Below are 25116 nucleotides of genomic sequence, written 5' to 3' on the forward strand. Positions count from 1 at the left end.
TTCTTCTATAAATCTTCCATTTCATTCCTCGGGCAATAGACCGATTGGGACCTAGCCAAAAATTCTGTCTTAAGAGCCTGTAATCGTTCTCTAAAAGATGTATTCTAATTAATATTTCTTCGCACTCTGCTAACTATGAGTAGTTGATTTTTGCTGCAGGTGAACATTTTCCGTTCTACTCAATCATTAAAAGCCAACCTTCACCTTTAACAGAGGCTAAATAAAAAACGAATCTGTTCATCTCTTTAACAGATTCGTTCTCTAAAATGCAATCGCTTATTTAGTTGTGACGGTACTTTCGTTAAGCCAATTAGTCAGCTCTTCGAAGGTATCTGCCGCGTTTTGCCAGCCTAAATCATATAATTTTGTCAGCTTGCGTTGGTTGCGCTCAACCCGGCTCACTTCTAATGGCTGTGATGGGCGAATGACGAAGGCTTTATTTTCCTTTTCCAGCTGGTTAATGTATTCTATTGTTCGATTATAATGTCGCCATCTTCCTTCTAGCATCCTCACGACTCCTGGATAGCGAGCATATTTGCGCTTTATCATAAAGTGAAGACGGGAAGGTTTTTTCATATACCCCTCATGCTGCGTCAGTACAATCACATTACGGCCGCAGCCGTCCTGCTCTGCTTTCTTTACCGGAATCGGATCGCTCATACCGCCATCAAGCAGTTCATACCCTTGAAAAGAGACAATTGGCGCTGCAAATGGCAGAGAGCTTGATGCTCTAATTGGGGTTAATAGATCTTCCTTATATTCTTTTCTGCTAAAATAAATGGGTTCACCTGTACGACAATCTGTTGTCCCAATCACAAATTCAGTATTACTTCGTTTAAATTCCTCATAATCAAATGGCACTATTTGATTAGGAATGACGTCAAACACATAATCCATACCAAATAGCTCGCCATTTCTAAAGAAATTCCGTAATGAAATATATTTCGGATCCCGAACGAAACCAATATTTACCCGCTTATTGCGGCCCCATTGTTTGGATATGTAAGACGCTGCATTGCAGGCACCAGCCGAAACCCCAATCACATAGGGAAACTCTATCTTATTTTCAAGAAAAAAGTCGAGCACACCCGCTGTATAAAGTCCTCTCATCCCGCCGCCCTCAAGAACAAGGCCTGTCTTTGTGTGCATGTTCACCCACTCCTTTTCATATTATATTGTATCAAACTCTCTCATTTGAAACGCTCAATTTGCTTGAAGAATTTAGAATATTTTATAAGAAAATTTTTTTATAAAATGCGGTAAAAACCTATTTTCAAACGAGAAAAATTTTTGTATGATAGTCTTAGATTTAAAACAATTTGATGAGTATTAGGGAAGGCAAATGGTGCGCCACCAGCTTCTTCAGCTGGTTCTAGTGGGTTCGATTCCCACCCCGAAATTTTTTGTGAATGCTATGAAAAATTTCGAGGGTGAATTCGGATGCAACAGGACCGGAGTGCCCTCATTTGGAGGGATTTACATGTTAAAGAAGCGCGATGTACATGAAAGTCATGTATTATTTGACTTAATGACGCACCCAGAAGTCTTCCCTTTTGTGCGCCAAAAAGCCCACTCCTATGAAGAGTTCGTATTCGTAACAAAACAAACGATTGAAGCGGAGGAGCGGGGAGAATTAATTTCTCGTACGATCACTGACGAATGGGGCAACCCAATCGGTACGATTAATTTATATGATATCCAAGACGGATGTGGTTTTCTCGGTACGTGGCTCGGCAAACCTTTCCACGGAAAAGGATATAACGCTCCGGCAAAGGAAGCCTTTTTCCATGAGTTGTTTTTTGAACTGAATATGGAAGCAGTCTTTATGCGGATTCGTAAAACAAATACACGATCACGAAAAGCAGCAGAAAAACTTCCTTACGCTATCCTCGCTAACGAGACACGATCCGCGGTCTATTCCCGCATTAATGAAAACGAAGAAGTGTTTGATCTGTTTGAAGTATCCAGGGATTTATTTACTTTTTATACACTGCGCCAGCAGAACGAAGCAACAGAAGAACAAGCATTGGAAGCTTGATCTGTATTATCCCCTAACCTTTCTAACTATCAGTAACATCTTCCCTTTTACACCCCTTCAGCGTCCGCTGGAGGGGTTTTCATATCTATCGGGCGGTCTATCTGCTTTTATGGTATAATTCTCTCATTCTATGTATTGTTGTTGAACGAGGGAGAAAAGAAATGAAACAAACTTTTACCATTAATCAAAAAATCAGGCAGCTCTTGTATATTTTAATTCCAATATTCATTACCCAGTTAGGAATGTTCTCCATGAACTTCTTTGATACGATGATGTCTAGCCGTTATTCTGCGGATGACTTAGCCGGTGTAGCGATTGGCTCCTCCTTGTGGGTTCCTGTGTATACCGGACTAAGCGGTATCCTGCTTGCCATTACGCCCATTGTCGCTCAGCTGGCTGGTGCAAAAAAAATAAAAGAGGTGCCTTTTACCGTAATGCAAGGGATCTATGCCTCTATCGTATTAGCGATCGTTGTTTTTGCCATCGGCAGTGTGGCACTTGATCCTGTTTTAAATAGGATGAACCTTGAAGAAAACGTAAGAGACATTGCCAAAAGCTATGTAATGGCTTTATCATTTGGAATTATACCTGTGTTTATCTACGCGGTTCTCCGCTGTTTTATCGATGCGCTTGGCATGACAAAAACTTCCATGGTCATTACCCTCATGTCTTTGCCGCTGAACGTGTTTTTTAATTATGCCCTTATCTTCGGAAAATGGGGACTTCCTGCTCTTGGTGGCGCAGGGGCCGGCTATGCCTCCGCTATTACATATTGGTTGATCATGATCATTGCGGCTTTTGTTATTCATCGTGAGCACCCATTTAACCAATATCAAATTTTCCGTTCCTTTCCTGCCATCTCTTTTGCTAAATGGAAAGAAATTTTATTCATTGGCATTCCGATCGGACTGTCGATTTTCTTTGAAACGAGTATTTTTTCTGCTGTTACGTTATTAATGAGTGAATACAGCACAAAGGTCATTGCAGCTCATCAAGTAGCCATTAATTTTGCGTCGCTTCTTTACATGATCCCTCTCAGTATTTCGATGAGTTTGACGATCATCGTTGGCTTCGAAGTAGGAGCTTCCCGTTTGAGAGATGCCAAAATCTTTAGTTGGCTCGGTGTAGGAACAGCCATCTTCTTTTCCTTATTATGTATCACCCTGCTTCTGCTGTTTCGTGAACAAATTGCCTCATTCTATACAAAAGATGCGGAAGTACTTAAGCTCACGACTCATTTCTTATTTTTTGCTGCTTTTTTTCAGTTATCCGATGCTATTCAAGCACCTGTCCAAGGAGCCTTGCGCGGCTATAAGGATGTTAACACAACATTTGTGATGACTATGATCAGCTATTGGATCATTGGTCTTCCATTAGGATATTATCTGGCTAATATGACACACTTTGAGGCATATGGCTACTGGATAGGCTTAATTTCTGGCTTAATAGCCGGTGCTGTTACCTTATCTACACGTCTACTTCTCATCCAGCGTAAAAACTTTCGGGCTGATAAATCGGTTAATAATGCATCAACCTGAATGACTTAAAGAACAATAAGACAAAGAAAAACCGGGGGAATGCTAAATGTTCCGCCGGTTTTTTCGTCTGACTAGGATAAAGAAGATAAAGTAAAGAAATCCAGCTTCTCCTCAAGTAAACGGCCATTTGCCAATAGCCTAAAAAAAATATCTTTATATCGTACTATCGTAGTCCGCGTGATAAATTTTCCCCAGGACATCTTGGCCGCCTGTAACAGGAATGGTACTGCCCGTTATAAAGTCAGCATCATCAGAAATGAGAAAGGAGACGACTCTTGCTAAATCTTCTCCTGTTCCCGGACGGCCAACAGGGACCATCGAGCTCGTCTCGCGTTTTGCATGGGCAATCGTCTCTTCCTTCCAATGATCCGCAATGTCCCCCGGACAAATCATATTAGCCGTAATTCCATTTTTCGCTTCTTCCATGGAGATTGTTCTTGTGAGGGAAGCAAGGCCTGCTTTGGCTGCGGCAAAAGCAGAACGGTAAATCCAGCCCGGTGCTGTTTCTACCCGGTCATATCCAAAGGTGACGATTCTTCCCCAGCCTTTGGCACGCATATACGGCAACGTTAACTTTGTTAAATAAAAAACACTGTTTAAATTCCCATTTATCATATATTGCCATTCATCCCACTCATACTCATCCATCGTTTTTCGCAACGGGACATACGGACCGGCATTATGTATCAAGATATCGATTCCATTAAAAGATTCCATGGATTGATGGATTAGCTTTTCACAATCTGCCTTATTGGAAATGTCTCCTTGGACAGCGATGGCTTTGATTGCGAAATTTTCTGATAAATTTTTCGCCAGTTTTTCTGCTTCTGTCTTGCTGGAGCGATAATTAATAATAATATTACACCCCTGTTCAGCAAGTACAGCAGCCGTACACTTTCCAATTCCTCTTGAACCGCCTGTGATTAGTGCTATTTTCCTCCCCATGACATCCTCTCCAAAAAAAATGATTTATATAGATTATACTAATCATCCTTTTTGAAATATGCAAATATAACCGAAAAAAGCACCGTGAATTCACGGTGCTCCTGCTTCTTATTTACCGATAAACATTTGTGTCCAAATATTTCCGTTTTCAACATAACCAACGCCAATATGTGTATAGTCTTTATTTAGAATATTCGCACGGTGTCCAGGGCTTTCCATCCAAGCTTTTACTACTTCTGCAGGTGTACGTTGTCCTTTTGCAATATTTTCTCCTGCTGTACGATACGTGATGCCAAATTGTTTCATCATGTCAAATGGAGATCCATAAGTTGGGCTAGTATGAGAGAAATAGTTTTTTGCTAGCATATCTTCTGATTTTTTTCTAGCTACTGAGCTTAACTGAGTATCAGCTTTTAAAGGCTGTAATCCAGCTTTTTGACGCTCTTGATTTGTAAGGTCAACTACTTGTTGTTCGAATGCACTTAATCCAGCTGTTGTCTGTGACGGTTTGCTTGGTGCTGGTTTTGTTGTTGGTGCTGGTTTTGCTTCCGGAGCTGGCTTCGTTGTTGGTGCTGGCTTCGCTTCCGGAGCTGGTTTTGTTGTCGGTGCTGGCTTCGCTTCCGGAGCTGGTTTTGTTGTCGGTGCTGGCTTCGCTTCCGGAGCTGGTTTTGTTGTCGGTGCTGGCTTCGCTTCCGGAGCTGGTTTTGTTGTCGGTGCTGGCTTCGCTTCCGGAGCTGGTTTTGTTGTCGGTGCTTGCTGTGCTGGCTGTTGTACTGTCCAGCCATACTGTTTTAAAATCGATTGCCAATCTACATTTCCTTTAGCAAACTGTTGTGCTACTTCTTTAGGAATCACAACTTGTCCAGTTTGACATTGAACCTTTACTGTTGGCTTTGAAATTTCTGCTGCTTCTGTTTTATTAACGAACGGAGAAGCAAACAATGTTAATGACGCTGCTAATGAAACAACTACTTTTTTATTCATGTAAACTTCACTCCTATTTCTTCTTTTTTTGACAGTAAAATCGTAACATGATTTTTTTGTAATAAGAGAGGCAATTCATAGCAAAAAAACCAGTTCTCTTTTTGAAAAAGAACCGGTGGCTGCTAGGAATCTATGAAGTTGGCTCAGCCTTGAGGTATCAACATTTACCGCTGATTTCACAAATAAGCAATTATAAGGGGGCTTTCCATAGCTAAGGATAGGCTTCATAAAATTGGAACGTTTTATTTTTTTAAAAAAGGGAAAGAAGAAGAGGTTTTTTTCAAAAAAGACATTATCATGACAACCCGGACGATTTTTTCATACTACCTTAACAAAAGAGGAATATTTATTGAATTTTTTTCTATTCAAGCAGTGATCATTAGTAAGGCTTTTCTCTGTTTACAATATCTGCAAATCGCTTATCATGGAATTATATAATTTTACTGATTTGAGGGATAGGGACCATGGAGAACTTCCAAAGTGATGTATTATTTTCTAACGCTTTTCAGCATTCCGGTATTGGCATGGCGCTTGTCGGCCTTGATGGAAAATGGCTGAAAGTGAATCATGCAATCTGTCAATTAACAGGGTACACGGAGTATGAATTGCTCGCCATTACCTTTAAAGAGATTACTCATCCGGAAGATTTAGAGATTGATTTGTCTCATGTGAATGAATTGATTCAAGGAAAAAAGAGTTCCTATCAAATGGAGAAGCGCTACTTTCATAAAAAAGGACATGTCATCACTGTTTTACTGACTGCTTCAATTGTTTGTGATAAAGCGAATCATCCACTTTTTTTCATTTCACAAATTCAAGATATTACAGCTCGAAAGAAGTACGAGACAGAACTTAAACTATTTGCAAAAGTGTTGGAAACTACTCAACAAGGCGTTATCATTACCAATGCAGATGAGAGCATTATGTACGTGAATAATGGATTTACGAGAATTACTGGCTACACTTTTGATGAAGTAAAAGGCCAAAATCTATCCATACTCCAGTCCGGGAAGCATGGGGAAGCTTTTTATCGTGAGATGTGGATGAACTTGCTGACAAATGGCTATTGGGAAGGCGAAGTTTGTAATAAGAATAAGTTTGGTTGTACTTATCCCGAATGGTTGACGATAAGTTCATTAACAGATGAGACTGGACAGGCAAGTCATTATGTCGCGGTGTTTTCTGATATTTCGACATTGAAAGAGACTGAAACTAAATTAAAGGCAATGAACGAACAATTGAATAGGCTTTCTTCTCTGGATGGATTAACGAGTATTCCAAATCGCCGGACATTTGATCAAAGAATAGCGGCTGAACGCAAAAAAGCCATTCAGTGGAATAAGCCTCTCTCCCTTTTGTTGTTAGATATTGATTTTTTCAAAGCATACAATGATACGTATGGACATTTGAGCGGTGATGACTGTTTAAGGAGAGTAGCGTTCATAATGGAACAAAAGGCAAAGGAGTTCTCTGGCTTTATAGCTAGATATGGCGGAGAAGAGTTCGCTATTATATTCCCAGATCTCTCTGCTGAAAAAAGCGTTCTGGCAGCTGAAGAAGTTCGAAAAAGTGTTGAAAAGTTGAACATCCCGCACGTTCAATCAAAAATAAGCGATTATGTGACCGTCAGCGCAGGCCTTGCGACCGTGGACCCTGCCAAACAGGATTACACGATAGAAGATTTGATTGAACTTGCTGATCAAGCTCTCTATGAAGCGAAAAAAGCTGGCAGAAATCAATTAAAAATATCAAGGGGAATTACGATTTAACCTTTACAGGAAAGTTAATTACGGTTCGACTATATAAAAAGTTTACATTTATTCGTATGGCTGATGGATCTTTACAGAGGTATGGGACTTCAATATAAAAAGCCTGTATCTTTTCTATATTTAGAGAAGATACAGGCTTTTGATTTATCAGTGTTTAAACCTTCAACTTTAATAGAGTCATTTTTTAAGAAGCGGAGCTGCTCTGCCTCTCTTTCAGTATTTCAATTGCTTTTTCCTTTTGTGTATCGTTTTGTTGGATCTTTTCTCTTAGATCTGTCATTAACCGAACAGTCGTGTCACCTGACAGTACACCAGTTTGTTCAATGCCTGATTTTTTCTGGAACTCTTTTACCGCTTCTTCCGTTGCTTTATCGAAAAAGCCATCTACTTTACCAGGATGATATCCAAGCGCTTCGAGCATTTTCTCTCCATTTTTCACTTCTTCTGACAAGCTGTCAAGCTTTAATTCACTATCAGGGTTAAGATAAGGTAGATTAGCATAATCAGGAAGCTTCACTTCTATATCTGGCTTTATTCCTTTTTTATGAATCCAATTGCCGTTTGGCGTTAACCATTTGGCCGTCGTGAACTTCATATTTGATCCGTCCTTGAAATCCTCTGCCGTCTGTACAGTTCCTTTTCCAAACGTCTTTTCTCCAATTAGAGTAACACCAGCAGATTCCTTCATAGCTGCCGCAAAGATTTCTGAAGCACTGGCGCTTCCACTGTCCACTAGCACGACAACTGGAACCGTGACTTTCTTTTTGCTGTCAGACACCATTTTTTCACGTCTGCCTTGATTATCCTCTACTTGGAATAATACTTTTCCTTCTGGAACAAACATATCCGTCATCTCAACTGCTTGATCAAGCAGCCCTCCCGGATTTTGCCGTACATCGAGCACCATAGATTTCATGCCTTTTTTCTCCATTTCTTCTATGGCCTTTTTCAGCTCTGCTGCCGTATGCTCGGAGAAACTTGTAATTTGAATGTGCGCTACCTTGTCATCGTTCATCTCAGCATAAACCGTCTCGATTGGAATTTCATCACGTACAATCGTGATTTCCATTGGCTCTTTTGTTCCAGCACGCTGTACTTTTAACTTTACTTTTGTTCCTTTTTCGCCTCTGATTAATAATACAGCCTCTGACGAACTCATCCCCTCCAGGCTCTTTCCGTCTACCGCCATAATTCGATCATTTGGACGAAGACCTGCTTTTTCTGCAGGTGAGCCTTTAATCGGCGAAACGATTTTAATCATGCCTTTTTCTTCTTGTATTTCTGCCCCGATGCCTTCGAAGGAGGAGGAAACACTTTCATGGAATTGACTAGCTTCTTTTTTATCCATGTAATCGGAATAAGGATCATCAAGAGAATCGAGCATGCCATTAATGGCCCCATTTATCAGCTTTTCTTCATTAATGTCTTGATAATAGTTTTTTTCCAATTTATCGTAGGCTTCATATAGCTTTTCAAACTCTCCACGCGGCTTCATGCCGACTTCTGCTGCCTTTTCTCCTCCAAAAGCAAGAGCGAGCGTAGTAATGGCCGCTGTCGCGAAGACGAGGAAGAATACAAGCATAATAAAGTGAAATTTCTTCAACCGAATGTAAGGAGATGGATGCTTGCCACTTGGTTGATCGGACTTGTTTTCATCCATGATGCTCACCGCTTTCCATGCTTAATGTTCGTTTATTCAACTCTTACATTCTATCAGTTTTCAATTGAATTAAAAAGAAAAAACCTCTCCTGCCTATAAGAGGAGAGATTAATGCATGAACAAATACTGCCTATCCTTGTTACTCACCTGCCCGCAATGATCATGGGCATTCCTATGCATCAAATTCACGTTTTAAAACACTAGCTGCTTCCATCAATTTAATTCTCATCCTTCTGAAAAGAGAAGGGAACAGAACGCCTGTCTATATTTTCTCTACGTTATTAAAGTACTCCTCAAGCGTCCAGCCATGCCGAAAAATTTCTTCGGCCGCTTTTACACCAACATAGCGAAAATGCCACGGCTCATACATATACTCCGTTACTTTTTCCTTCCCTTTTGGATAACGTAAAATAAATCCATATTTATGAGCATTATTCGCCAGCCATTGGCCTTCTTTCGTCGTTTCAAACGATTGCAGTAAATCGAAATTGACACTTTCCGCTGATATATCCATCGTGAGCCCTGTCTGATGCTCACTTTGTCCAGGAGGGGCAACTGCCTGAGCTGCTTTTTCGAAGGAACCTGCTGACGCTATTTGATTATTCATGATTTCTACTTGTCTCTTGTAGGAACGGTAACCCGAAACAGCGAATAATTGAACCTGTTCCTGTTTGGCGCCAGCAAACATTTTTTCAAGCGCCTCAGCAGCTTCTTTTCTCATGTGGCTTTTTTCAATATCCTGTTCTCCAAATGAAAAAGCTACTTTCGGACGTACTAAATCAGGCGGTGTATAATCTCCTGGCAAAGAAAATTGTTTATTCACAAGCACCATTATATTTTCAGGGTTTGTGATGACTTTTTTGCCATTTACTTCTTTTATTTTATTAAAGTAGACGGCCTCCAGCTTAGGACCAGCAGAAGCTTCTTTTGCCGGCGGCTGTTTTTCTGATACACTCTTTTCCTGATGACTTTCCTGCTTTTCTTTTCCGTCTAGCTGCTGACAACCGCTAAGCAATAGAGCAGCGGTTAGTAGCCATCCTGTTTTTTTCATTTCATCACCTTATTTTCCACTAAAATTCCTTAAATCTTCTACAGGACGTTTGTTGAGCATTCAAAGGAAAACCAGCCCGTTAACAGGCTGGCTTACTGTTTATGAAGGAATGTTTCAAACACACCCCTTGCTTTACTCTTGAATAGCTGCCTCAAGGGCCACTTCAATCATTTCATTAAATGTTGTTTGGCGCTCAGCGGCAGTTGTTTCTTCCCCTGTTAAAATGTGATCACTTACCGTTAGGACAGACAGCGCTTTGCGGCCATATTTTGCGGCCAATGTATAAAGAGCAGCTGTTTCCATTTCAATCGCTAAAATACCATAGTTAGCCCATTTTTCATGCTCGGCATTGTCATTATAGAACATATCCGCTGTAAACACATTTCCTACCTTTAATTGAAGCCCTTTTTCAGTACCGGCATCAAATGCTTTCTTTAGCAGATCCCAGTTTGCGGTCGGAGCGTAGTCCACCCCGTTAAATGTGAATCGGTTCATCTGGGAGTCGGTGGACGCACTCATCGCTAAAATAACGTCACGAACGTGTACATCTTTTTGGATAGCCCCACATGTACCGACACGGATTAAATTTTGGACATTGTAACTTTGCATAAGCTCGTTTATGTAAATGGAAATAGACGGAACCCCCATCCCTGTTCCTTGTACAGAGATTTTTTTACCTTTATATGTTCCTGTATAACCAAACATATTTCTAACTTCATTGTAACAAACCGGATGTTCTAAAAATGTTTCCGCAATATATTTTGCCCGCAGCGGATCTCCTGGGAGCAGGACCGTTTCCGCTATTTCATTTTCTTTTGCACCGATATGAATACTCATTGTAAACCCTCCTAAATAATCTCTGACTGCTTTCATTATTGTAATTCTTTTTAGAAGGGTCTGCAATGAATATGAGTACTTCCCCAATCCTTTCACTAGTTAAGCGTATCGAGCAATTTCATTCTTGAGCTTTTCGTCTAAACGTGGCACATCCTGGGAAGTAACGGTAAGTCTCAAAAGCGTTTCATCCATTTCAAGCGCCTCGGCAAATAATCCGCCAATGCCTCTCGCTTTCCGGTCAACCTGGATGAGCAACTCCGCTTTCTCTTTAGCCTGCGCTAAAAAACTAACTTCTAGTTCGTCTAGCTTGCCGCGAAATGGACCGCTTGTCGGAACAAATTCAAATTCTTGTACAAACGGGAAACGGCTCCCTATCCGTTTGGATGCTTGTTCGCACTCTACCTCCCGCAGCCGGAAACCGAGTTGGCCGATGGCATCAAGCACCGAAGCTGCCAGCGTTGTCGGACGCACTTCGATGTAATCTTTATCTCCAGGATCAGCAGCATTTTTAATATCAAGCCCAGTCGCCACCCAGACACGCGTGTTGCCATAAGTAATCGGCGTATCGATCGGCAGCTCCATCGAAAAAGGAATGGACTTCTTTTCATTAACACCTATTTTAAATGGTTCATTTAACTTATGTTTTTTAACCGCTGCGTGATCGGTATATTTGCGGTCATCTGCTTCACGGATAAACGTCGTGTACACCGTTAAATAAATGGAATCAATTTGCTGCTCAGTACTTCCTCCAGATATTTCTACTTGTCCTCTAATTGTTTCTCCAGCTGTGTATTCTGGCTTTTCGAGCTTTGTGTCTACTTTAGCCGCTCCAATTCCTATACTGGCTAATACTTTATTGAAAAATGACATTTCAATTCCCCCTTTTCTATTTATACATTCATTTAACATACGCTGCTTTTCTTGAAAAGTTTCACATTCATTTACTTGTTCTAAAAAAAGAGACTGCCTGCAAGTCCCCGCTTCCACCCTTTTAGTAGAGTGCTGCTCTTTGGTTCTTTGCTTTAGGCAATCTCTTACTCTTTTTCTTCTTCGATATAACGATCCCATGCCTCATCAAATACGGCCATGCTTGATAAATAAAAACCATTCATCTCTAAATAGCGGCTTAATTCATCGTACTGACTGGCCATTTTCGGGAAGCTGTGATCATGAAATGCATGATTCGCGAATTCCGCCAGTTCATCTCTCGGCGGCTCTTCGCGAAATTTCATTAAATAGTGAAAAAATGACTTTCGCAAAAACCCATCTCCTTTTTCACTCAATATAAAGGAAGAAGGCATTTCATGTAAAGAACATTTTTCAAAAAGTCAGTCGATCCTATGTTAGTGTGATTTCATAAAAGAAAACCCCTGTTATTCTTCACTGAATAACGATAACAGCTCAGCGTAGCCTTCTTCCTTCATCTGTTCTTTTGGAATAAAACGCAAAGCGGCTGAATTGATGCAATAACGTAATCCAGCAGGACCCGGCCCATCCGGAAAAACATGGCCGAGATGAGAATCCGCTGTCTTGCTTCTGACTTCTGTGCGTACCATGTTGTAGCTTAAATCCTGATTCTCTACAATTTCCTCTCCTTCAATTGGTTTCGTAAAGCTTGGCCAGCCACATCCTGCATCATATTTGTCTCGAGAGGAAAATAAAGGCCGGCCGGAGATAATATCGACATAAATGCCCTCTTCAAAGGTGTTCCAGTATTCATTATGGAAAGGAGGCTCCGTTCCATTATTTTGCGTGACCTCGTATTGAAGCTTGTTTAGCTTTTGCTTTAATTCTGGCTGATTATCTTTCACTTTTCTTCCCTCCCCAATGATTACGAATAAAGGCTGCTCTTCCTGACCCTTGGTGATAGGCCTCATAATGAGCTGGGTTTTTCTTATAGTAATATTGATGATATTCTTCTGCTGGATAAAATGGCTTCGCCGGCAAAATTTTCACCGTGACCGGAACAGGAAAGCGCCCGCTCTTGTTTAGCTTTTCTTTAGACTCTTCGGCAAGACGGCGCTGCCCTTCCGTATGATAAAAAATAGCCGGTTGATAAGACTGGCCCCGATCGTAGAACTGGCCGCCAATATCTGTTGGATCAATGTTCATCCAGTAAATATCGAGCAAACGCTCATATGGAAAAACGTCCGGATCATACGTGATTTCTACCGCTTCGTAATGACCGGTCGCTTCACTGCATACTTCTTCATATGTTGGATTTTCCGTAAATCCCCCGGTATATCCAGACACGACCTTTTTAATGCCCGGCTGCTCGTCAAACGGCTTTACCATACACCAAAAACAGCCTCCGGCAAAGATTGCTTTCTCTTCCATCTGTTATCACCTCTTAGGAAAGTAATACCTTATTTAACCATTGTAAATGATTTCACAAGAAAGAGATATCATTCAGCTCACAAAAAAAGCCGCCCTGATAAGGACAGCTCAAGCTGTTGACAAATATTTGTTTTCATACAGCTAGATAATATCACTATTGTTCTATCGGCAGCTGGAATGTAAAGCGGATATCATCCTTTTTAAGATCGATACGATCCGCTCGCACTCTTAAATCACTTTCCAGCTTCATTTTATCCAAAGAGATATAAATTAGCTCATCACCAGGCATAATTTTGACCCAGTCAGGAAAATGATAAGCATCTCTTGCCGTTTTTAATACGTAAGAAACCGGCAAATTAATTTTACCGACCTTAATCCCTTTTTGCCGAAGGACGACGTTTCCATTTTTCAACGCTTCCGGCTCAAATGTTAATTTATAATCGATCCTCTCAGAGAATACGGCTATATCTCCATATAATTCTACTTGATCACGCAGATACACATTGTAATCAACGAAGCTTTTGGCTTTTTCTTTTTCTATAAATGCTTTTATGACTCTATTTAAATCTTCTTTATTGGATTGTACATGAAACTCAACTGCCTCTTTTTCTGGGGAAGCTTTTGGGAGCGGCTCCTCTTTTATTGGTGACAACAAACCGATAAGAAGGACAAGAATCACTACTACATTTATCGCAAGCAATCCTAAAAACGCTAATTTCCAACCTTTCTTCATTCGCTCTCCTCATTTGCGTAAATAATTTTTTTGTTCGTTAGTTCTTCTAGCTTTTGTCCATCAATTGTTTCAAATATTCTATTTGCTATCAGCTCATATCCTTTATCATTCGGATGAAACTGATCATTGTATAAAAGATTCTCCTTCGTGTTTTTAAAAAGATCTTCCACAGGAACGAAGCATGTTTTATCATACTGCTCGACTACCTCTTTGCTTCCTTCATTCCAATCAGCTATAATCGCCTCTACTTCTTTTACGTTACCCAACACTTTCAAAAACGGATTATAAAGACCTATTAAGACGACGCCTGCGTCTCTGTTCTGCTTTCTAACCGATTGGATAATGTCATCAAGGCGCTTTTCATAAGATAAACGCTGTCTATCAAACTCTTTGACATTTAGTTGTGTAAAATTATCTCTAAATACTTTCATCACATCATTTCCACCGATTGTAATAATGACAAGATCAGCTTTCTTTAAGGAGTCTTTTACTTCCTGCTGGCTGAGCCTTTTCAGCAGTTGATCAGTACGATTGCCTTTTACGCCATAATTCACAAAACGGGCTTTCTTCACTTCAGCGAGCTGCTCCAGCCGGTTTTGCAAATAAGGAATATAGCCGCCGCTTTCTGTACTGTCTCCAACTCCTTGCGTTAAAGAGTCACCAATCGAAACGACGTTTAAATTTTTTGGAATGATTTCTGCTGTTTCGTTCGGAAATGTGGAACAGCCTGTTAAACTGAACACAAAGGTGAAGAAAATGATCCACATTTTTCTCAAGTTGTTCACCCCGCAGTTTGAATTATTCATATTATAGCATATTCCTTTTTTAGAAGAGGTATGGACTACACTTTCTAAATAGGCTCTTGAACGATTGTATAGTATAATATGTTTGACTGTATAGCAAAAACACTGAAAAGGAGTTTAGATGAATGAAATTAGTTCATTATTTTGCCGTTCTCGGTATTCTAATGGTCCTGATTGCGGGCTGCTCAGCCAAATCGGACAAGGAAAAGGCCGGAGAAACAGAACACGCCGGTCATGGTGATGCTCACACTCTACCGAATGGAGATCTGCAAGAAGCTACTTCTTCTGCTGAGGAATTGCCCGCTTTTTTAAATGATAAAAACGACGACATGAGAACGATCTATCTTGCTGCTGCTCAGCATCCCGATATTCTTGCCTCCATGCCTTGTTATTGCGGATGCAGCGATTCAGCCGGACACAAAAGCAATTTAAATTGCTTTGTTGCGGACATATCAAAGGAAAAAGTTGTCTGGGATGACCACGGCACTCGTTGCGGAGTATGCCTCGAAATTGCCGCCGAATCGATCATGATGTCGCAAGATGGCAAATCATTAAAAGAAATTCGTCAATACATCGTCGAAAAATATAAAGAAGGCTATGCTAAGCCGACACCGACTCCAATGCCTGCATAAAAAATGTTCCGAAAGCTATGCTTTCGGAACATTTTTTACTCCATCGTTATCTAGCCCAATACATAACACCAAGAGCTCCTAACCCTGTGTGTGTTGAAATGATGGGAGTGGTTGTCTCAATTTCAAAATCTTCAAATCCAGTCAGCTCGATTAATTTTTCTTTAAGCCGGCTCGCTAGTTCATAGCCATCCGCATGGACAAGGCCAATTTTCATCACTTTTTTTCCTCTAACTTCTTCAGCAATATGAGTAGATAAATATTTAACAACTTGAGCATGACTGCGTACTTTTGCCACCGGGTTCAATTCTCCCGTATCAAGATTAGCGATTGGCTTGATATTTAAAAGCGAACCAATAAAGCCTTTTGCTTTACCGATACGTCCTCCCTTTATTAAGTTTTCCAATGTATCTACTACAATATAAAGCTTCGTCTGCGAACGAATCTCCTGCAGCAGACGAACAATTTCCTCCATTGGTGTTCCCTGCTCAGCAAGCTTGGCTGCTTCGATTACCTGAAAAGAAAGCGCTTTTGAAATATAGCCTGAATCGACCACTGTCACATCCGATTGGCTTATTTCCGCCGCTTGTTCTGCAGCCCGTACCGTTCCACTCATCTTTCCTGTCATATGAATAGACAGCACTTGGCTTCCGTCTTTTCCTAGCTCATCATACACTTCTAAAAAGCGGCCTACAGATGGCTGTGAACTTTTTGGCAATTCCTTTGCCCGTTTCATTTTTTCTAAAAATTCATCAGGCGAAATATCCACTGTATCTAAATAAGTCTCTCCATCTATGAAAATCGTTAAAGGCACGATTGTAATCCCGTACTGGTTCAGCACTTCTTTCTTCAAATCCACTGTTGAATCTGTTACAATTTTAATTTTTTGCACGGTTCCACATCCTTATCATCAATCAACCTGAGGATATTATAACGTTAAATACTGCCGATAGCATCCTCTACTTTTGACAAAATGCAAAAAAGAATGAAGATAGTCCTCATTCTTTTTAAGTGTTTCTTCTTTTATTTTTTTTGCTTGGCTGTTCATTTTCACTACAGACGGATGCTTTTCGCGGGCGATCCGTGAGCCTCCTCGTCGCTTGCGCTCTCGCGGGGTTTCACTAAGACTCTCTTTTCCTGCAGGACGTTAAATGACGTGCTTGATTCGCATCGTATAGGATCCCGCGAGTGCATAATGGGGAAATTGCCGTCTTTTTCTCTAGTTAACTGTTAAAAGACAATTTTCATCTTTAACAGTGTCATATTGAAGAGCAAAACAGTTGATACCATGCACTTAGCCTTTTCTTCTTATTATGCAGTTAATGTTTGCTTGGAAAAAATAATCTCCTCTCCAAAAAGCTTTAGCTTTTTGGAGAGGGGAGCGTTTTATGCCAGTAGTGAACGGTCGCTTAAAAGTGCTTCGCCACGAATTCTTTGGAACTCAGCTAACAGCTTTTCTACTGTTAAATCTGGCTTTTCTGTCTCATTGGCTTGGAAAATAATTTGTCCTTTGTCCATCATAATAAGACGATTTCCAAGGTCTAACGCTTGTTGCATATTGTGGGTAACCATTAACGTTGTTAACTGGAATTTTTCCACAATCTCTTTCGTTAATTTGGTGATCAAATCGGCTCTTGCTGGGTCAAGAGCGGCTGTATGTTCATCTAAAAGCAGGATATCAGGCTTTGTGAACGTAGCCATCAATAAAGAAAGCGCCTGCCGTTCACCACCAGACAGCAAGCCTACCTTAGCCTGCAGCCGGTTTTCAAGGCCAAGATGAAGAATTTCTAGCTGCTCACGAAAGAACTCACGGCGCTTTTTTGTTACGCCAAATTGAAGAGATCTCGGCTTCGTGCGGTTGTAGGCAAGTGCTAAATTTTCTTCAATTGTCATCGTTGGTGCCGTCCCAGCGAGCGGATTTTGAAAGACCCGGCCGATTTTTCTGGCACGCTTATGCTCAGACATAGAGGTCATGTCATCCCCATTAATTTTTACTGTTCCGTAATCAGGAAAGATATTTCCTGAAATGATATTCATTAAAGTTGATTTTCCGGCTCCGTTACTACCGATAACGGTAACGAAATCGCCTGGTTTCATGTGTAAATATAATTGGTTTAAAGCAATCTTTTCATCGGGGGTACCTTCATAGAAAACTTTATAAATCTGATCTAGCTGCAGCAACCTGATCCCCTCCATTTGGGTTAGCCGAATCTAATTGAGCGGCCCGTTTTTTCTTTCTTGCACCGGCTTTTTGTTTATCAATTAACTTAGGCACCACCAAAGCAAAAATAACGATAATAGCCGTAATAAGCTTCATGTCACCTGTTTCAAGGAAATCGGCTCTTAGTGCTAATGTCACGATCAAACGGTATAAAATTGCACCAATTAATACAGCAAGCGTCGCTCGAACAATTGATGCATTTCCGATTACAGCTTCTCCGATAATAACGGAAGCCAACCCAATAATAATCATACCAATTCCCATTCCGACGTCGCTAAAGCCATTATATTGAGCTACGAGTGCACCTGAAAAAGCTACGAGTGCATTTGAGATACCTAATCCGAGCACTTTTAACCAGTCTGTGTTGGCTGAAAAGCTGCGCACCATTCCATCGTTGTCACCAACTGCTCGTAGACTTAAACCAATCTCTGTTTTTAAGAAAAGGTCGACCATTTTCTTAATAGCAAAAGCTACAATGAACATGACAATGAGGATCCCCCATGTTGAAGGAATATAATCGCTAAGTCCGATAGAAGTGAAGAGGCTCTGTATAACATTGTCGAACCCTAAACCTTGCCACCAAGATGTAATCTTGGTAATAACCGTTTCTTCTGCAAGAAGCGGCACATTCGGTTTATCCATAATACGAAGATTAATTGAATAGAGGGCAATCATCATTAAAATCCCTGACAATAACGGATTAATTTTACCTTTTGTATGGAGAATGCCAGTCACACATCCTGCCAAGAACCCAGCTAATAAAGCGGCAATGGTTGCAAGAAAAGGATTGACGCCAGAAATAATTAATACAGCCGCTGTCGCTCCTCCGGTTACAAAGCTTCCATCTACCGTTAAATCCGGAAAGTCCAATATTCTAAAGGACAGGTAGACCCCCAAAGCCATGATGGCATAGATAACACCAACTTCTACTGAGCCAAATAAGGCTGTAAACATATAAATCTCCTCCTGTTGGACGGATGGCAAGGAGGCTTTCAGTTAAAAGCCCCCCCGTTCATTACTTTACAAATTCCGCTTCGTTTTTCCACTCATCTTTTATCTTAATATTCATTTCCTTCGCTGCTTTTTCATTAATAAGCAGTTTCAAGTTTTGTGGAGGCTGTACAGGCAGATCACCCGGTTTTTCTCCATCTTTTAGAATTTTTGCAGCCATTTCTCCCGCTTCATATCCAATGTCATAGTACTCAAAACCAAATGCTGCGAATCCTCCGCGTTTCACAGAATCTAATTCAGCGACGAATAAAGGAATATCTTTTTGGTTCGCAACTTGGATAACAGACTCTAGCGCAGAGACAACTGTGTTATCAGTGATGATATAAATCATATCAGCCTTCCCAGCAAGAGATTCAGCAGCCTGCTTAACCTCTGAAGAAGTAGATACTGTTACAGGCACCATTTTTAATCCGTTCTTTTCCATTACCTTTTTAACTTCTTCTACTTGGGCAACAGAGTTTTGTTCCCCAGCATTGTAAATAACGCCTACATTTTTGCCGTCAAACTCTTTCGCCATAAATTCAATTGTTTTCGGAATAGCTTCCGGATGTAAATCAGTTGTTCCTGTAATATTACCACCAGGCTTCTGCGGATCCTTCACTAGACCTGCTGCCTTTGGATCTGTAACAGAGGTGAAAACAATTGGGATGTCTTTCGTAGCATTAAGTGCTCCTGTAGCACTTGGTGTGGAGTTAGCGAAGATCAAATCTACCTTGTCGCCAGCAAAGTTATTGGCAATCGTCTGGTTATTATTTTGATCACCCTGAGCAATCTGAACATCGTAATCCGCCTTTATGCCTGCATCCTCTAACGCCTTCTGGAATCCTTTGTAAGCGTTATCAAGAGATGGATGTTCAACAATTTGTGTAACACCAACCTTATACGTTTTCTCTTTGTTTCCTCCGGACGATTCTTGTCCTTTTTCCTCCGTTTCTCCTCCACAGCCAGCTAGCAAAACTGCACTCGCTATTCCAGCGGCTGCCATTCCTTTTATCCACTTTTTCATTTACTCTCCCCCTTAAGTCCCTATCTTTCTAACAACTTTCCAACTATTTCTGAGATAAATTTATTATGCTTGAAAGGAAACAGAAAATCAAGTGTTTTCAGAATATTAATAATATCAATTTTTGGCGTTAACGCTTTTGTGCGTTGTAGCGTCAAAACTGACTTTCCACATAACTTTTATTTTTTTACATACTATCCAAAAAAAACATTTATGCTTTTTATTGTTTTTAACCCCTTCTCTCATTAAACACAATTAAACAAGCTTAGGATGTAAGGTAGTTGCCTCTATATAGCAGTGGTGTATAATAGCTAGATTAATAGACGAAAATAAAGGATGGTCAATATGAGGCAGCGAAAGGGACAGGCATACTTTCTTACAAATAAATATTGGGTAGTGGCGATTGCGGTGTTTTGCTCGATACTATGGGGAAGTGCTTTTCCTGTGTTGAAACTAAGTTATGAAGAACTTAAGATGAACGAAGAGGATTTAGCTGCAAAAATCGTTTTTGCTGGCATACGCTTTATGATGGCAGCGCTGTTACTATTATTTATTATGTTCTGTGCCGATAGAAAAGCACTTAAATTAAGCTGGCGCCAATGGCCAGCCGTTATGAGCTTAGGCTTGATGTCAACGAGCATACAATACTCCCTTTTTTACATTGGATTAGCTCATACTTCTGGAATGAAGGGGGCAATCCTGAATTCTTGCGGAACATTTTTCACTGTTTTTTTGGCCCATTTCATTTATTCGAATGACCGCTTAAATTGGCGGAAGGTATTTGGTTTAACAGCTGGCTTCGGAGGGATTATATTGGCCAATTGGGGGCAGGGTACATCCGGAGGTTTTTCTTTCTTTGGAGAAGGCTTTATGGTGCTTTCAGGCTTAGTAAGCGCTTTTGGTACGTTCTTGTCCAAAAGATTGGCTTCTGATATTCACCCTTTCACTTTGACTGGCTGGCAAATGTTTGCCGGGTCTCTTTTTATGCTGATCATTGGCACACCGAATCTCGAGTCCCATTCCATGACTTTTACACCTAACGCCTGGGTCTTGTTAGGTTATTCTGTCTTTATATCGGCTGCTGCTTTTGCCTTGTGGAATTCATTGTTAAAGTTCAACAAAGCAGGTGAGATCGCACTCTATCGATTTGTGATGCCTGTTTCGGGTACATTGCTATCCGCCTTATTTATCACTGGAGAGCATGTAACCGCTAATATTTTCAGTGCACTTATTCTCGTTGCTGTAGGTATTACAGTTGTAAGCCGAAATGGAACCGGTCATTTCCTGTTATTCAAAAAACGGCAACGCGCTTACGAGCAACCATATAAATGACAGTTAGACACCCGGCTTTACCTAAAAAAGCTTGCAGCTCAAATCTTATTAAGAGACTTGGGCTGCAAGCTGCAAACATACTTTACTATTTTCTATCATAGATTCGGAAATAATACTCATAGGGATTTTTCTCATTTCTTTCGCCTTGCTTTTCAGAAATGAGCTGCCATTCTCCCCATTCAATCCCATCTGGAAAAAACGTGTCCCCCTCAAACGAATGACAGATAAGAGTGACGTATAATCGATCTGCATAAGGAAGCATTTGTTTAAAGATTTCTGCTCCGCCGGTAATAAATAATTCTTCCTCTCGTTTTGCTCTTTCTACGAGCTCTTCAACAGAGTGAACGACTGTGCACCCTGCTGCTTCGTAATTCTGATCGCGGGTAATTATAATGTTTTCGCGGCCAGGAAGAGGCTTGCCAATTGATTCATACGTTCTTCTGCCCATCACAATAGGATGGCCCATCGTCGTTTCCTTAAAAAATTTTAAATCTGCTGGAAGGCGCCACGGCAGGCCATTCTCCTTGCCCATTACACCCTTTTCATCCATTGCCCATATAAAAGAAATCATGTTGCCACCTGCTTTCTCAATCGGTCTGCCGCTGTCCTATCTCTTAAAAAGCGGACACGGCTTCTATTGCTTTTAACATTCGCTCACTGTTTTCTGGTAATTTGCAAGCCTTGCTGATCTAAAGCATACTTAATGCCTTGCTGAAGTATTGAAAAGCAAGGGATTTCGGAAACCTCGTAGCCGCTTTGAGCAATTTGCATGCTCAACTCTGGCGTAATTCCAACTAGCAAACAACTCGTTCCTAATAAAGAAGCTGCTTGAACGAACTTTTGCAGGAAGTCCAGCGTATATTCATCTACCCCTTTTAAGCCTGTTAAATCAAGGATAAGGTAGGACGCTTGATACCTAGGCAAGTTCAGAAGTGTTCTATTTAAGAGCTCTTCTGCTCTAAATTCCTCATATTTTCCTATTAAAGGAATAACTAAGATCGATTCAATAACCGGAATAATCGGAGAAGAAATATCCTTTATGATGTCAGACAGCATTTTTGTCCGCTCTGAAATACTTTCTTCTAGCCCTCTTTTAGCTCGCTGCTCCTCCTCCTGAATCATTGCATTGACATTTAAGGTAGGAGTGATATGAGATGGGAAAAACTCATACTCGGTATAGTCATCCCCTTCGACCTGGCTCTTTAAAACTCGGTACCAGATTTTTGCACCAAGCAGCCCGCTTAGGACCCCAGCCCAATGTCCAGGCAGAAAAGTACCTTCTTCCTCTTTTCCCTGTGCTACATTGATTTTATACTCCCAGCTATTTTTCACCCGAACAACTGCTGTTTTTTCCTTCTCTGAAAAAGATACAATTTCCGTGACTCCCCAGCCAGCCGTTACGTATGTATTAGGTAGCTTTTCTAGAATTTTTGCCGTATCGCCAATTGATTCCAGATAAAAGCTGCTTACAATTTTTCCGGTCCGGTATCCTGCCGTTTCGAGGACAAGCTTAGCCGCTTTTTCACCTGATATCTCTTCAATCGAATCAAGCAGCGTTTTAAAAGCCGTGTTGACCCAGAATAGAACTACTTCATCGTTTTCAAATGTAATCGTTCCCTTTTCGATATCCCAATCAAATAAAGATCCTTGGACATTTAGCTCGTAATTCGTCAATTCAAATGACCTCCACTATCTTCCGTCATCACCATCATATTAGTAAATGAAGGCTTCCATTATAAGAAAAAGCAGTCTATCCATTACTCTGTCTAAAGAAATCGGTAACCCCATTATAGTGTGACAACAATCACATTGTAAATTCAAATGACCGTCTGAAGCAATTAAAAAACAGTGGAATCATTTCCATTCCACTGTCTCAAATAAACATTCGTTTAAACGGCTACAGGCGCTTTAATGGGACCATGCGGGTGATAACCGACTAGCTCTATGTCGTCCATGCTAAAATCAAACACGCTTTTTACCTGTTCATTTAACTTCAACGTTGGAAGCTCTCGTGGCTCTCTTAGTAATTGCTTTTCTACTTGTTCAATGTGATTGGAATAAATATGAACATCGGCACCGGTGTAAATTAACTCGCCTACTTCTAAGCCGCACTCATGAGCGATTAGATGAGTAAGCAAAGCATAGGACGCAATGTTAAAAGGAAGTCCCAGGAAGACATCGTTCGAACGCATGTTAAACATACAGCTGAGCTTTCCATCTGCCACATAAAATTGAAAGGCATAATGGCAAGGAGGCAGCTGCTGATTCTTTATTTCCGAGGCACTCCATGCATTACAAAGTAAACGCCTTGAATCGGGATTGCGTTTGATCTCATCAATAATATATTGAATTTGATCATACACTTCGCCATCTGCTCCTTCCCAACTGCGCCACTGCTTTCCGTATACGTTCCCTAAATCACCGAACTTTTGAGCAAAATCATCATCTTGCAGCACTTTCTCCTGATAAATAGCCAACTGCTCCTGATACACTTTATTGAACTCCTCATCTTGTTGGCTTCGAATTCCGAAATCCGTCATATCCGGCCCATTATACTCAGCTGACTCGACCCATTTTTGAAAGCCCCATTCATCCCAAATATGGTTGTTGTGCTGTAAAAGATATCGTAAATTCGTATCACCTTTTAAAAACCATAGCAGTTCACTCACAATTAACCGAAACGGAATTCGTTTTGTTGTTAACAACGGAAAGCCTTCCTGCAAATCAAATCGCATTTGGTAACCGAATATGCTGATCGTTCCTGTACCGGTCCGATCCTCTTTTCTTCTTCCTTCCTCTAAAATATATCGACACAAATCTAAGTATTGCTGCTCATTCTTACTCATTCTGCTCACTCCTTGTTCGTCACACTGCCTCTGCTTTCTTTCTCATCCACTTCTATCGTTCCAAAATGAAAGAGCGATGTCGGTCGAATATGCTGTTTGAAGCCCAGTTCTGAAAAACGGCTCGATTGATAATGATCTTTTAATACGATCCGTTGTTTGGCAACACGGCGGGCTTCCTGTATGGTTGCCTTTGTTAGTTCATCATGAACAGCGAGCTTTCTCAAGCCAGCGATTCCTTCTGAGGCCAGGATTGGCTTCGTAAACATCGGATCAAAGTAAACAACATCAAATGATTGATTAGGGAGAGACCTCAATATGTTTTGATAGGAACCGCTCACTACGTGAATTCGTTTCATCGCTTCGTTCAAATCAGACAGAGGAGATTCCCATTCGCTCAACCCGTGTTTAATCATATAAGCAAGTACCGGGTTCCCCTCTATCCCTACTACTTGGCCGGCAGCCCCCACTATATAACTGGCTGCAATGCTGTCTGACGCAAGACCTAGCGTACAGTCAAGCAATGTGATGCCTGGTTGTAAGCCAGCTGCCTCAATAAAAGGATCAATTTCTCCTCGCAGCAGCCGTTTCACACGAAAAGAGGCCGAGTTTGGGTGAAAGAAAAAAGGCTCATTGGCATCTGAAGCATAAAACTCCAGCCGGCTTTTGGCTACAATCAAGCAATCCGCTCCATATTCAGCCTGCAGTGAAGCAACGGACCGTTTATTTCTTTTTACAAAGGGGCAGCCGAGCTCGACGGCTGCCTGTCTCGCTTTTTCTTCAAGCCGTTCATTTGTTCGGGCAGATGTAGATACAATCATATTTTCTCCTGTAAAAAAGGATGCCTCGAGACATCCTTAAAAGTGTAAAAAAGTCTATTTTCAATATCCGCAGGCTGATTAAAAACATTTGTCAACAGCCTGAAAAACGCCTAAAGACATCCTTTTATTTACAATATTGATCAAATGCCTTCGTTAAATCCTGGATGATCGAACCGATATCGTTTCCTTCAATATGTTCTCTCGGAACAAAGTGTACGACTTCTTGGCCCTTTAATAAAGCCATTGATGGGGAAGATGGTTCGTAACCGTCAAAAAACTCGCGCATTTGTGCCGTCGCTTCCCGATCCTGGCCCGCAAATACAGTAACTAAATGATCAGGCGCCGGATCATGCATCGTCGCTTGCACTGCAGCCGGGCGAGCAAGTCCAGCTGCACAGCCACAAACCGAATTGACCACTACAAGTGTTGTTCCCTCTACACTAGAAATGAATTCACTCACTTCTTCCGCTGTCGTCAACTCTTTAAAACCAGCATTCGTTAATTCAGATCGCATCGGTGCAGCCATTTGTTTCATATATTCTTCATAAGCATTTGTCATGT

Annotated in this window: 26 protein-coding genes; 5 read left to right on the top strand and 21 right to left on the bottom strand. The window is 41.0% G+C overall.

What is annotated here, in order from left to right; genetic code table 11:
• Window positions 1-276: 276 nt before the first annotated feature.
• Window positions 277-1149, bottom strand: coding sequence for a patatin-like phospholipase family protein (locus AC623_RS11910; protein ID WP_049662738.1), 873 nt, complete (start codon window positions 1147-1149; stop codon window positions 277-279).
• Window positions 1150-1480: 331 nt separating this feature from the next.
• On the opposite strand from AC623_RS11910, the gene AC623_RS11915 reads away from it, so the two are divergent.
• The gene (locus tag AC623_RS11915) at window positions 1481-2038 is read left to right on the top strand and encodes a GNAT family N-acetyltransferase (protein ID WP_049662742.1); all 558 of its coding nucleotides are present in this window, start codon (window positions 1481-1483) and stop codon (window positions 2036-2038) included.
• Window positions 2039-2199: 161 nt separating this feature from the next.
• Window positions 2200-3576: an MATE family efflux transporter gene (locus tag AC623_RS11920; RefSeq protein ID WP_049662745.1), complete on the top strand. Its 1377-nt coding sequence runs from the start codon at window positions 2200-2202 to the stop codon at window positions 3574-3576.
• 153 nt (window positions 3577-3729) lie between these two features.
• Here AC623_RS11920 and AC623_RS11925 read toward each other — a convergent pair whose 3' ends face one another.
• Together AC623_RS11925 and AC623_RS21105 are read right to left on the bottom strand one after the other, a co-directional pair.
• Window positions 3730-4521: an SDR family oxidoreductase gene (locus tag AC623_RS11925; RefSeq protein ID WP_049662747.1), complete on the bottom strand. Its 792-nt coding sequence runs from the start codon at window positions 4519-4521 to the stop codon at window positions 3730-3732.
• A 108-nt stretch (window positions 4522-4629) separates the two neighbouring features.
• Window positions 4630-5505: a CAP domain-containing protein gene (locus AC623_RS21105; RefSeq protein ID WP_082174410.1), complete on the bottom strand. Its 876-nt coding sequence runs from the start codon at window positions 5503-5505 to the stop codon at window positions 4630-4632.
• Between the two features lie 464 nt (window positions 5506-5969).
• On the opposite strand from AC623_RS21105, the gene AC623_RS11935 reads away from it, so the two are divergent.
• The gene (locus AC623_RS11935; protein WP_049662750.1) at window positions 5970-7274 is read left to right on the top strand and encodes a diguanylate cyclase domain-containing protein; all 1305 of its coding nucleotides are present in this window, start codon (window positions 5970-5972) and stop codon (window positions 7272-7274) included.
• Window positions 7275-7458: 184 nt separating this feature from the next.
• Here the strand turns inward: AC623_RS11935 and AC623_RS11940 are convergent, their stop codons facing one another.
• The 9 genes from AC623_RS11940 to AC623_RS11980 all read right to left on the bottom strand — a co-directional run bounded on the left by AC623_RS11940 (window position 7459) and on the right by AC623_RS11980 (window position 14659).
• The gene (locus AC623_RS11940; protein WP_049662753.1) at window positions 7459-8934 is read right to left on the bottom strand and encodes a S41 family peptidase; all 1476 of its coding nucleotides are present in this window, start codon (window positions 8932-8934) and stop codon (window positions 7459-7461) included.
• A 262-nt stretch (window positions 8935-9196) separates the two neighbouring features.
• Window positions 9197-9985 carry a M15 family metallopeptidase gene (locus tag AC623_RS11945; RefSeq protein WP_049662756.1) on the bottom strand — a complete coding sequence of 263 codons (789 nt, stop codon included), beginning with the start codon at window positions 9983-9985 and terminating at the stop codon, window positions 9197-9199.
• A gap of 132 nt (window positions 9986-10117) precedes the next feature.
• Complete coding sequence (deoD, locus tag AC623_RS11950; RefSeq protein WP_049662758.1) at window positions 10118-10822, bottom strand: purine-nucleoside phosphorylase; 705 nt, start codon at window positions 10820-10822, stop codon at window positions 10118-10120.
• Between the two features lie 99 nt (window positions 10823-10921).
• Window positions 10922-11692 (bottom strand): sporulation protein, encoded by a 771-nt coding sequence (locus AC623_RS11955; protein WP_049662761.1) that lies wholly within the window; start codon window positions 11690-11692, stop codon window positions 10922-10924.
• A gap of 164 nt (window positions 11693-11856) precedes the next feature.
• Entirely contained in the window at window positions 11857-12081 is a 225-nt protein-coding gene (locus AC623_RS11960; RefSeq protein WP_269429916.1) for a YozE family protein, read from the bottom strand.
• Between the two features lie 114 nt (window positions 12082-12195).
• Window positions 12196-12633 (bottom strand): peptide-methionine (R)-S-oxide reductase MsrB, encoded by a 438-nt coding sequence (msrB, locus tag AC623_RS11965; RefSeq protein WP_049662767.1) that lies wholly within the window; start codon window positions 12631-12633, stop codon window positions 12196-12198.
• Window positions 12623-13159 (bottom strand): peptide-methionine (S)-S-oxide reductase MsrA, encoded by a 537-nt coding sequence (gene msrA / locus AC623_RS11970; protein WP_049662770.1) that lies wholly within the window; start codon window positions 13157-13159, stop codon window positions 12623-12625. Before msrA ends, msrB begins: the two co-directional genes overlap by 11 nt.
• A gap of 154 nt (window positions 13160-13313) precedes the next feature.
• Window positions 13314-13892, bottom strand: coding sequence for a YpmS family protein (locus tag AC623_RS11975; RefSeq protein WP_049662773.1), 579 nt, complete (start codon window positions 13890-13892; stop codon window positions 13314-13316).
• The gene (locus tag AC623_RS11980; protein WP_049666576.1) at window positions 13889-14659 is read right to left on the bottom strand and encodes an SGNH/GDSL hydrolase family protein; all 771 of its coding nucleotides are present in this window, start codon (window positions 14657-14659) and stop codon (window positions 13889-13891) included. Before AC623_RS11980 ends, AC623_RS11975 begins: the two co-directional genes overlap by 4 nt.
• A 161-nt stretch (window positions 14660-14820) precedes the next feature.
• On the opposite strand from AC623_RS11980, the gene AC623_RS11985 reads away from it, so the two are divergent.
• The gene (locus AC623_RS11985; RefSeq protein WP_049662776.1) at window positions 14821-15327 is read left to right on the top strand and encodes a PCYCGC motif-containing (lipo)protein; all 507 of its coding nucleotides are present in this window, start codon (window positions 14821-14823) and stop codon (window positions 15325-15327) included.
• 46 nt (window positions 15328-15373) lie between these two features.
• Here the strand turns inward: AC623_RS11985 and AC623_RS11990 are convergent, their stop codons facing one another.
• The 4 genes from AC623_RS11990 to AC623_RS12005 all read right to left on the bottom strand — a co-directional run bounded on the left by AC623_RS11990 (window position 15374) and on the right by AC623_RS12005 (window position 19562).
• Window positions 15374-16216: a DegV family protein gene (locus tag AC623_RS11990; RefSeq protein ID WP_049662778.1), complete on the bottom strand. Its 843-nt coding sequence runs from the start codon at window positions 16214-16216 to the stop codon at window positions 15374-15376.
• Window positions 16217-16710: 494 nt separating this feature from the next.
• Window positions 16711-17505, bottom strand: coding sequence for an ABC transporter ATP-binding protein (locus AC623_RS11995; RefSeq protein ID WP_049662781.1), 795 nt, complete (start codon window positions 17503-17505; stop codon window positions 16711-16713).
• Complete coding sequence (locus AC623_RS12000) at window positions 17480-18499, bottom strand: ABC transporter permease (protein WP_049662784.1); 1020 nt, start codon at window positions 18497-18499, stop codon at window positions 17480-17482. The genes AC623_RS11995 and AC623_RS12000 overlap by 26 nt, the downstream gene beginning before the upstream one ends.
• Before the next feature lie 61 nt (window positions 18500-18560).
• Window positions 18561-19562 carry an ABC transporter substrate-binding protein gene (locus AC623_RS12005; protein WP_049662787.1) on the bottom strand — a complete coding sequence of 334 codons (1002 nt, stop codon included), beginning with the start codon at window positions 19560-19562 and terminating at the stop codon, window positions 18561-18563.
• 342 nt (window positions 19563-19904) lie between these two features.
• Between AC623_RS12005 and AC623_RS12010 the strand changes: the two genes are divergently transcribed.
• Window positions 19905-20891: a DMT family transporter gene (locus AC623_RS12010; RefSeq protein WP_197090969.1), complete on the top strand. Its 987-nt coding sequence runs from the start codon at window positions 19905-19907 to the stop codon at window positions 20889-20891.
• A gap of 85 nt (window positions 20892-20976) precedes the next feature.
• On the opposite strand, the gene AC623_RS12015 is transcribed toward AC623_RS12010, so the two are convergent.
• The 5 genes from AC623_RS12015 to AC623_RS12035 form a co-directional block, all read right to left on the bottom strand.
• A complete protein-coding gene (locus AC623_RS12015; RefSeq protein ID WP_049662793.1) occupies window positions 20977-21462 on the bottom strand; it encodes a dihydrofolate reductase in 486 nt (161 codons plus the stop codon).
• 83 nt (window positions 21463-21545) lie between these two features.
• Complete coding sequence (locus AC623_RS12020; protein ID WP_049662794.1) at window positions 21546-22565, bottom strand: STAS domain-containing protein; 1020 nt, start codon at window positions 22563-22565, stop codon at window positions 21546-21548.
• 215 nt (window positions 22566-22780) lie between these two features.
• On the bottom strand, window positions 22781-23737 hold the full coding sequence (locus tag AC623_RS12025) for a thymidylate synthase (protein ID WP_049662796.1): 957 nt from the start codon (window positions 23735-23737) through the stop codon (window positions 22781-22783).
• 5 nt (window positions 23738-23742) lie between these two features.
• A complete protein-coding gene (locus AC623_RS12030; protein ID WP_049662797.1) occupies window positions 23743-24555 on the bottom strand; it encodes a class I SAM-dependent methyltransferase in 813 nt (270 codons plus the stop codon).
• A gap of 124 nt (window positions 24556-24679) precedes the next feature.
• Window positions 24680-25114: a BrxA/BrxB family bacilliredoxin gene (locus AC623_RS12035; RefSeq protein ID WP_049662799.1), complete on the bottom strand. Its 435-nt coding sequence runs from the start codon at window positions 25112-25114 to the stop codon at window positions 24680-24682.
• Between the last annotated feature and the right edge of the window lie 2 nt (window positions 25115-25116).

The organism is Bacillus sp. FJAT-27231 (genome assembly GCF_001183975.1).
Taxonomy (GTDB): Bacteria; Bacillota; Bacilli; order Bacillales; family Domibacillaceae; genus Pseudobacillus; species Pseudobacillus wudalianchiensis.

Bases quoted from the DNA above. Each gene is read 5' to 3' on its own strand.
- AC623_RS11910 (WP_049662738.1), bottom strand. From the start codon at position 1,149: ATGCACACAAAGACAGGCCTTGTTCTTGAGGGCGGCGGGATGAGAGGA.
- AC623_RS12030 (WP_049662797.1), bottom strand. From the start codon at position 24,555: ATGATTGTATCTACATCTGCCCGAACAAATGAACGGCTTGAAGAAAAA.
- AC623_RS11935 (WP_049662750.1), top strand. From the start codon at position 5,970: ATGGAGAACTTCCAAAGTGATGTATTATTTTCTAACGCTTTTCAGCAT.
- AC623_RS12010 (WP_197090969.1), top strand. From the start codon at position 19,905: ATGAGGCAGCGAAAGGGACAGGCATACTTTCTTACAAATAAATATTGG.
- AC623_RS12005 (WP_049662787.1), bottom strand. From the start codon at position 19,562: ATGAAAAAGTGGATAAAAGGAATGGCAGCCGCTGGAATAGCGAGTGCA.
- AC623_RS12035 (WP_049662799.1), bottom strand. From the start codon at position 25,114: ATGACAAATGCTTATGAAGAATATATGAAACAAATGGCTGCACCGATG.
- AC623_RS11940 (WP_049662753.1), bottom strand. From the start codon at position 8,934: ATGGATGAAAACAAGTCCGATCAACCAAGTGGCAAGCATCCATCTCCT.
- AC623_RS11915 (WP_049662742.1), top strand. From the start codon at position 1,481: ATGTTAAAGAAGCGCGATGTACATGAAAGTCATGTATTATTTGACTTA.
- AC623_RS11920 (WP_049662745.1), top strand. From the start codon at position 2,200: ATGAAACAAACTTTTACCATTAATCAAAAAATCAGGCAGCTCTTGTAT.
- AC623_RS11980 (WP_049666576.1), bottom strand. From the start codon at position 14,659: ATGTGGATCATTTTCTTCACCTTTGTGTTCAGTTTAACAGGCTGTTCC.
- AC623_RS21105 (WP_082174410.1), bottom strand. From the start codon at position 5,505: ATGAATAAAAAAGTAGTTGTTTCATTAGCAGCGTCATTAACATTGTTT.
- AC623_RS11985 (WP_049662776.1), top strand. From the start codon at position 14,821: ATGAAATTAGTTCATTATTTTGCCGTTCTCGGTATTCTAATGGTCCTG.
- AC623_RS11925 (WP_049662747.1), bottom strand. From the start codon at position 4,521: ATGGGGAGGAAAATAGCACTAATCACAGGCGGTTCAAGAGGAATTGGA.
- AC623_RS12015 (WP_049662793.1), bottom strand. From the start codon at position 21,462: ATGATTTCTTTTATATGGGCAATGGATGAAAAGGGTGTAATGGGCAAG.
- AC623_RS11955 (WP_049662761.1), bottom strand. From the start codon at position 11,692: ATGTCATTTTTCAATAAAGTATTAGCCAGTATAGGAATTGGAGCGGCT.
- AC623_RS12000 (WP_049662784.1), bottom strand. From the start codon at position 18,499: ATGTTTACAGCCTTATTTGGCTCAGTAGAAGTTGGTGTTATCTATGCC.
- AC623_RS11945 (WP_049662756.1), bottom strand. From the start codon at position 9,985: ATGAAAAAAACAGGATGGCTACTAACCGCTGCTCTATTGCTTAGCGGT.
- AC623_RS11975 (WP_049662773.1), bottom strand. From the start codon at position 13,892: ATGAAGAAAGGTTGGAAATTAGCGTTTTTAGGATTGCTTGCGATAAAT.
- AC623_RS12025 (WP_049662796.1), bottom strand. From the start codon at position 23,737: ATGAGTAAGAATGAGCAGCAATACTTAGATTTGTGTCGATATATTTTA.
- msrA (WP_049662770.1), bottom strand. From the start codon at position 13,159: ATGGAAGAGAAAGCAATCTTTGCCGGAGGCTGTTTTTGGTGTATGGTA.
- deoD (WP_049662758.1), bottom strand. From the start codon at position 10,822: ATGAGTATTCATATCGGTGCAAAAGAAAATGAAATAGCGGAAACGGTC.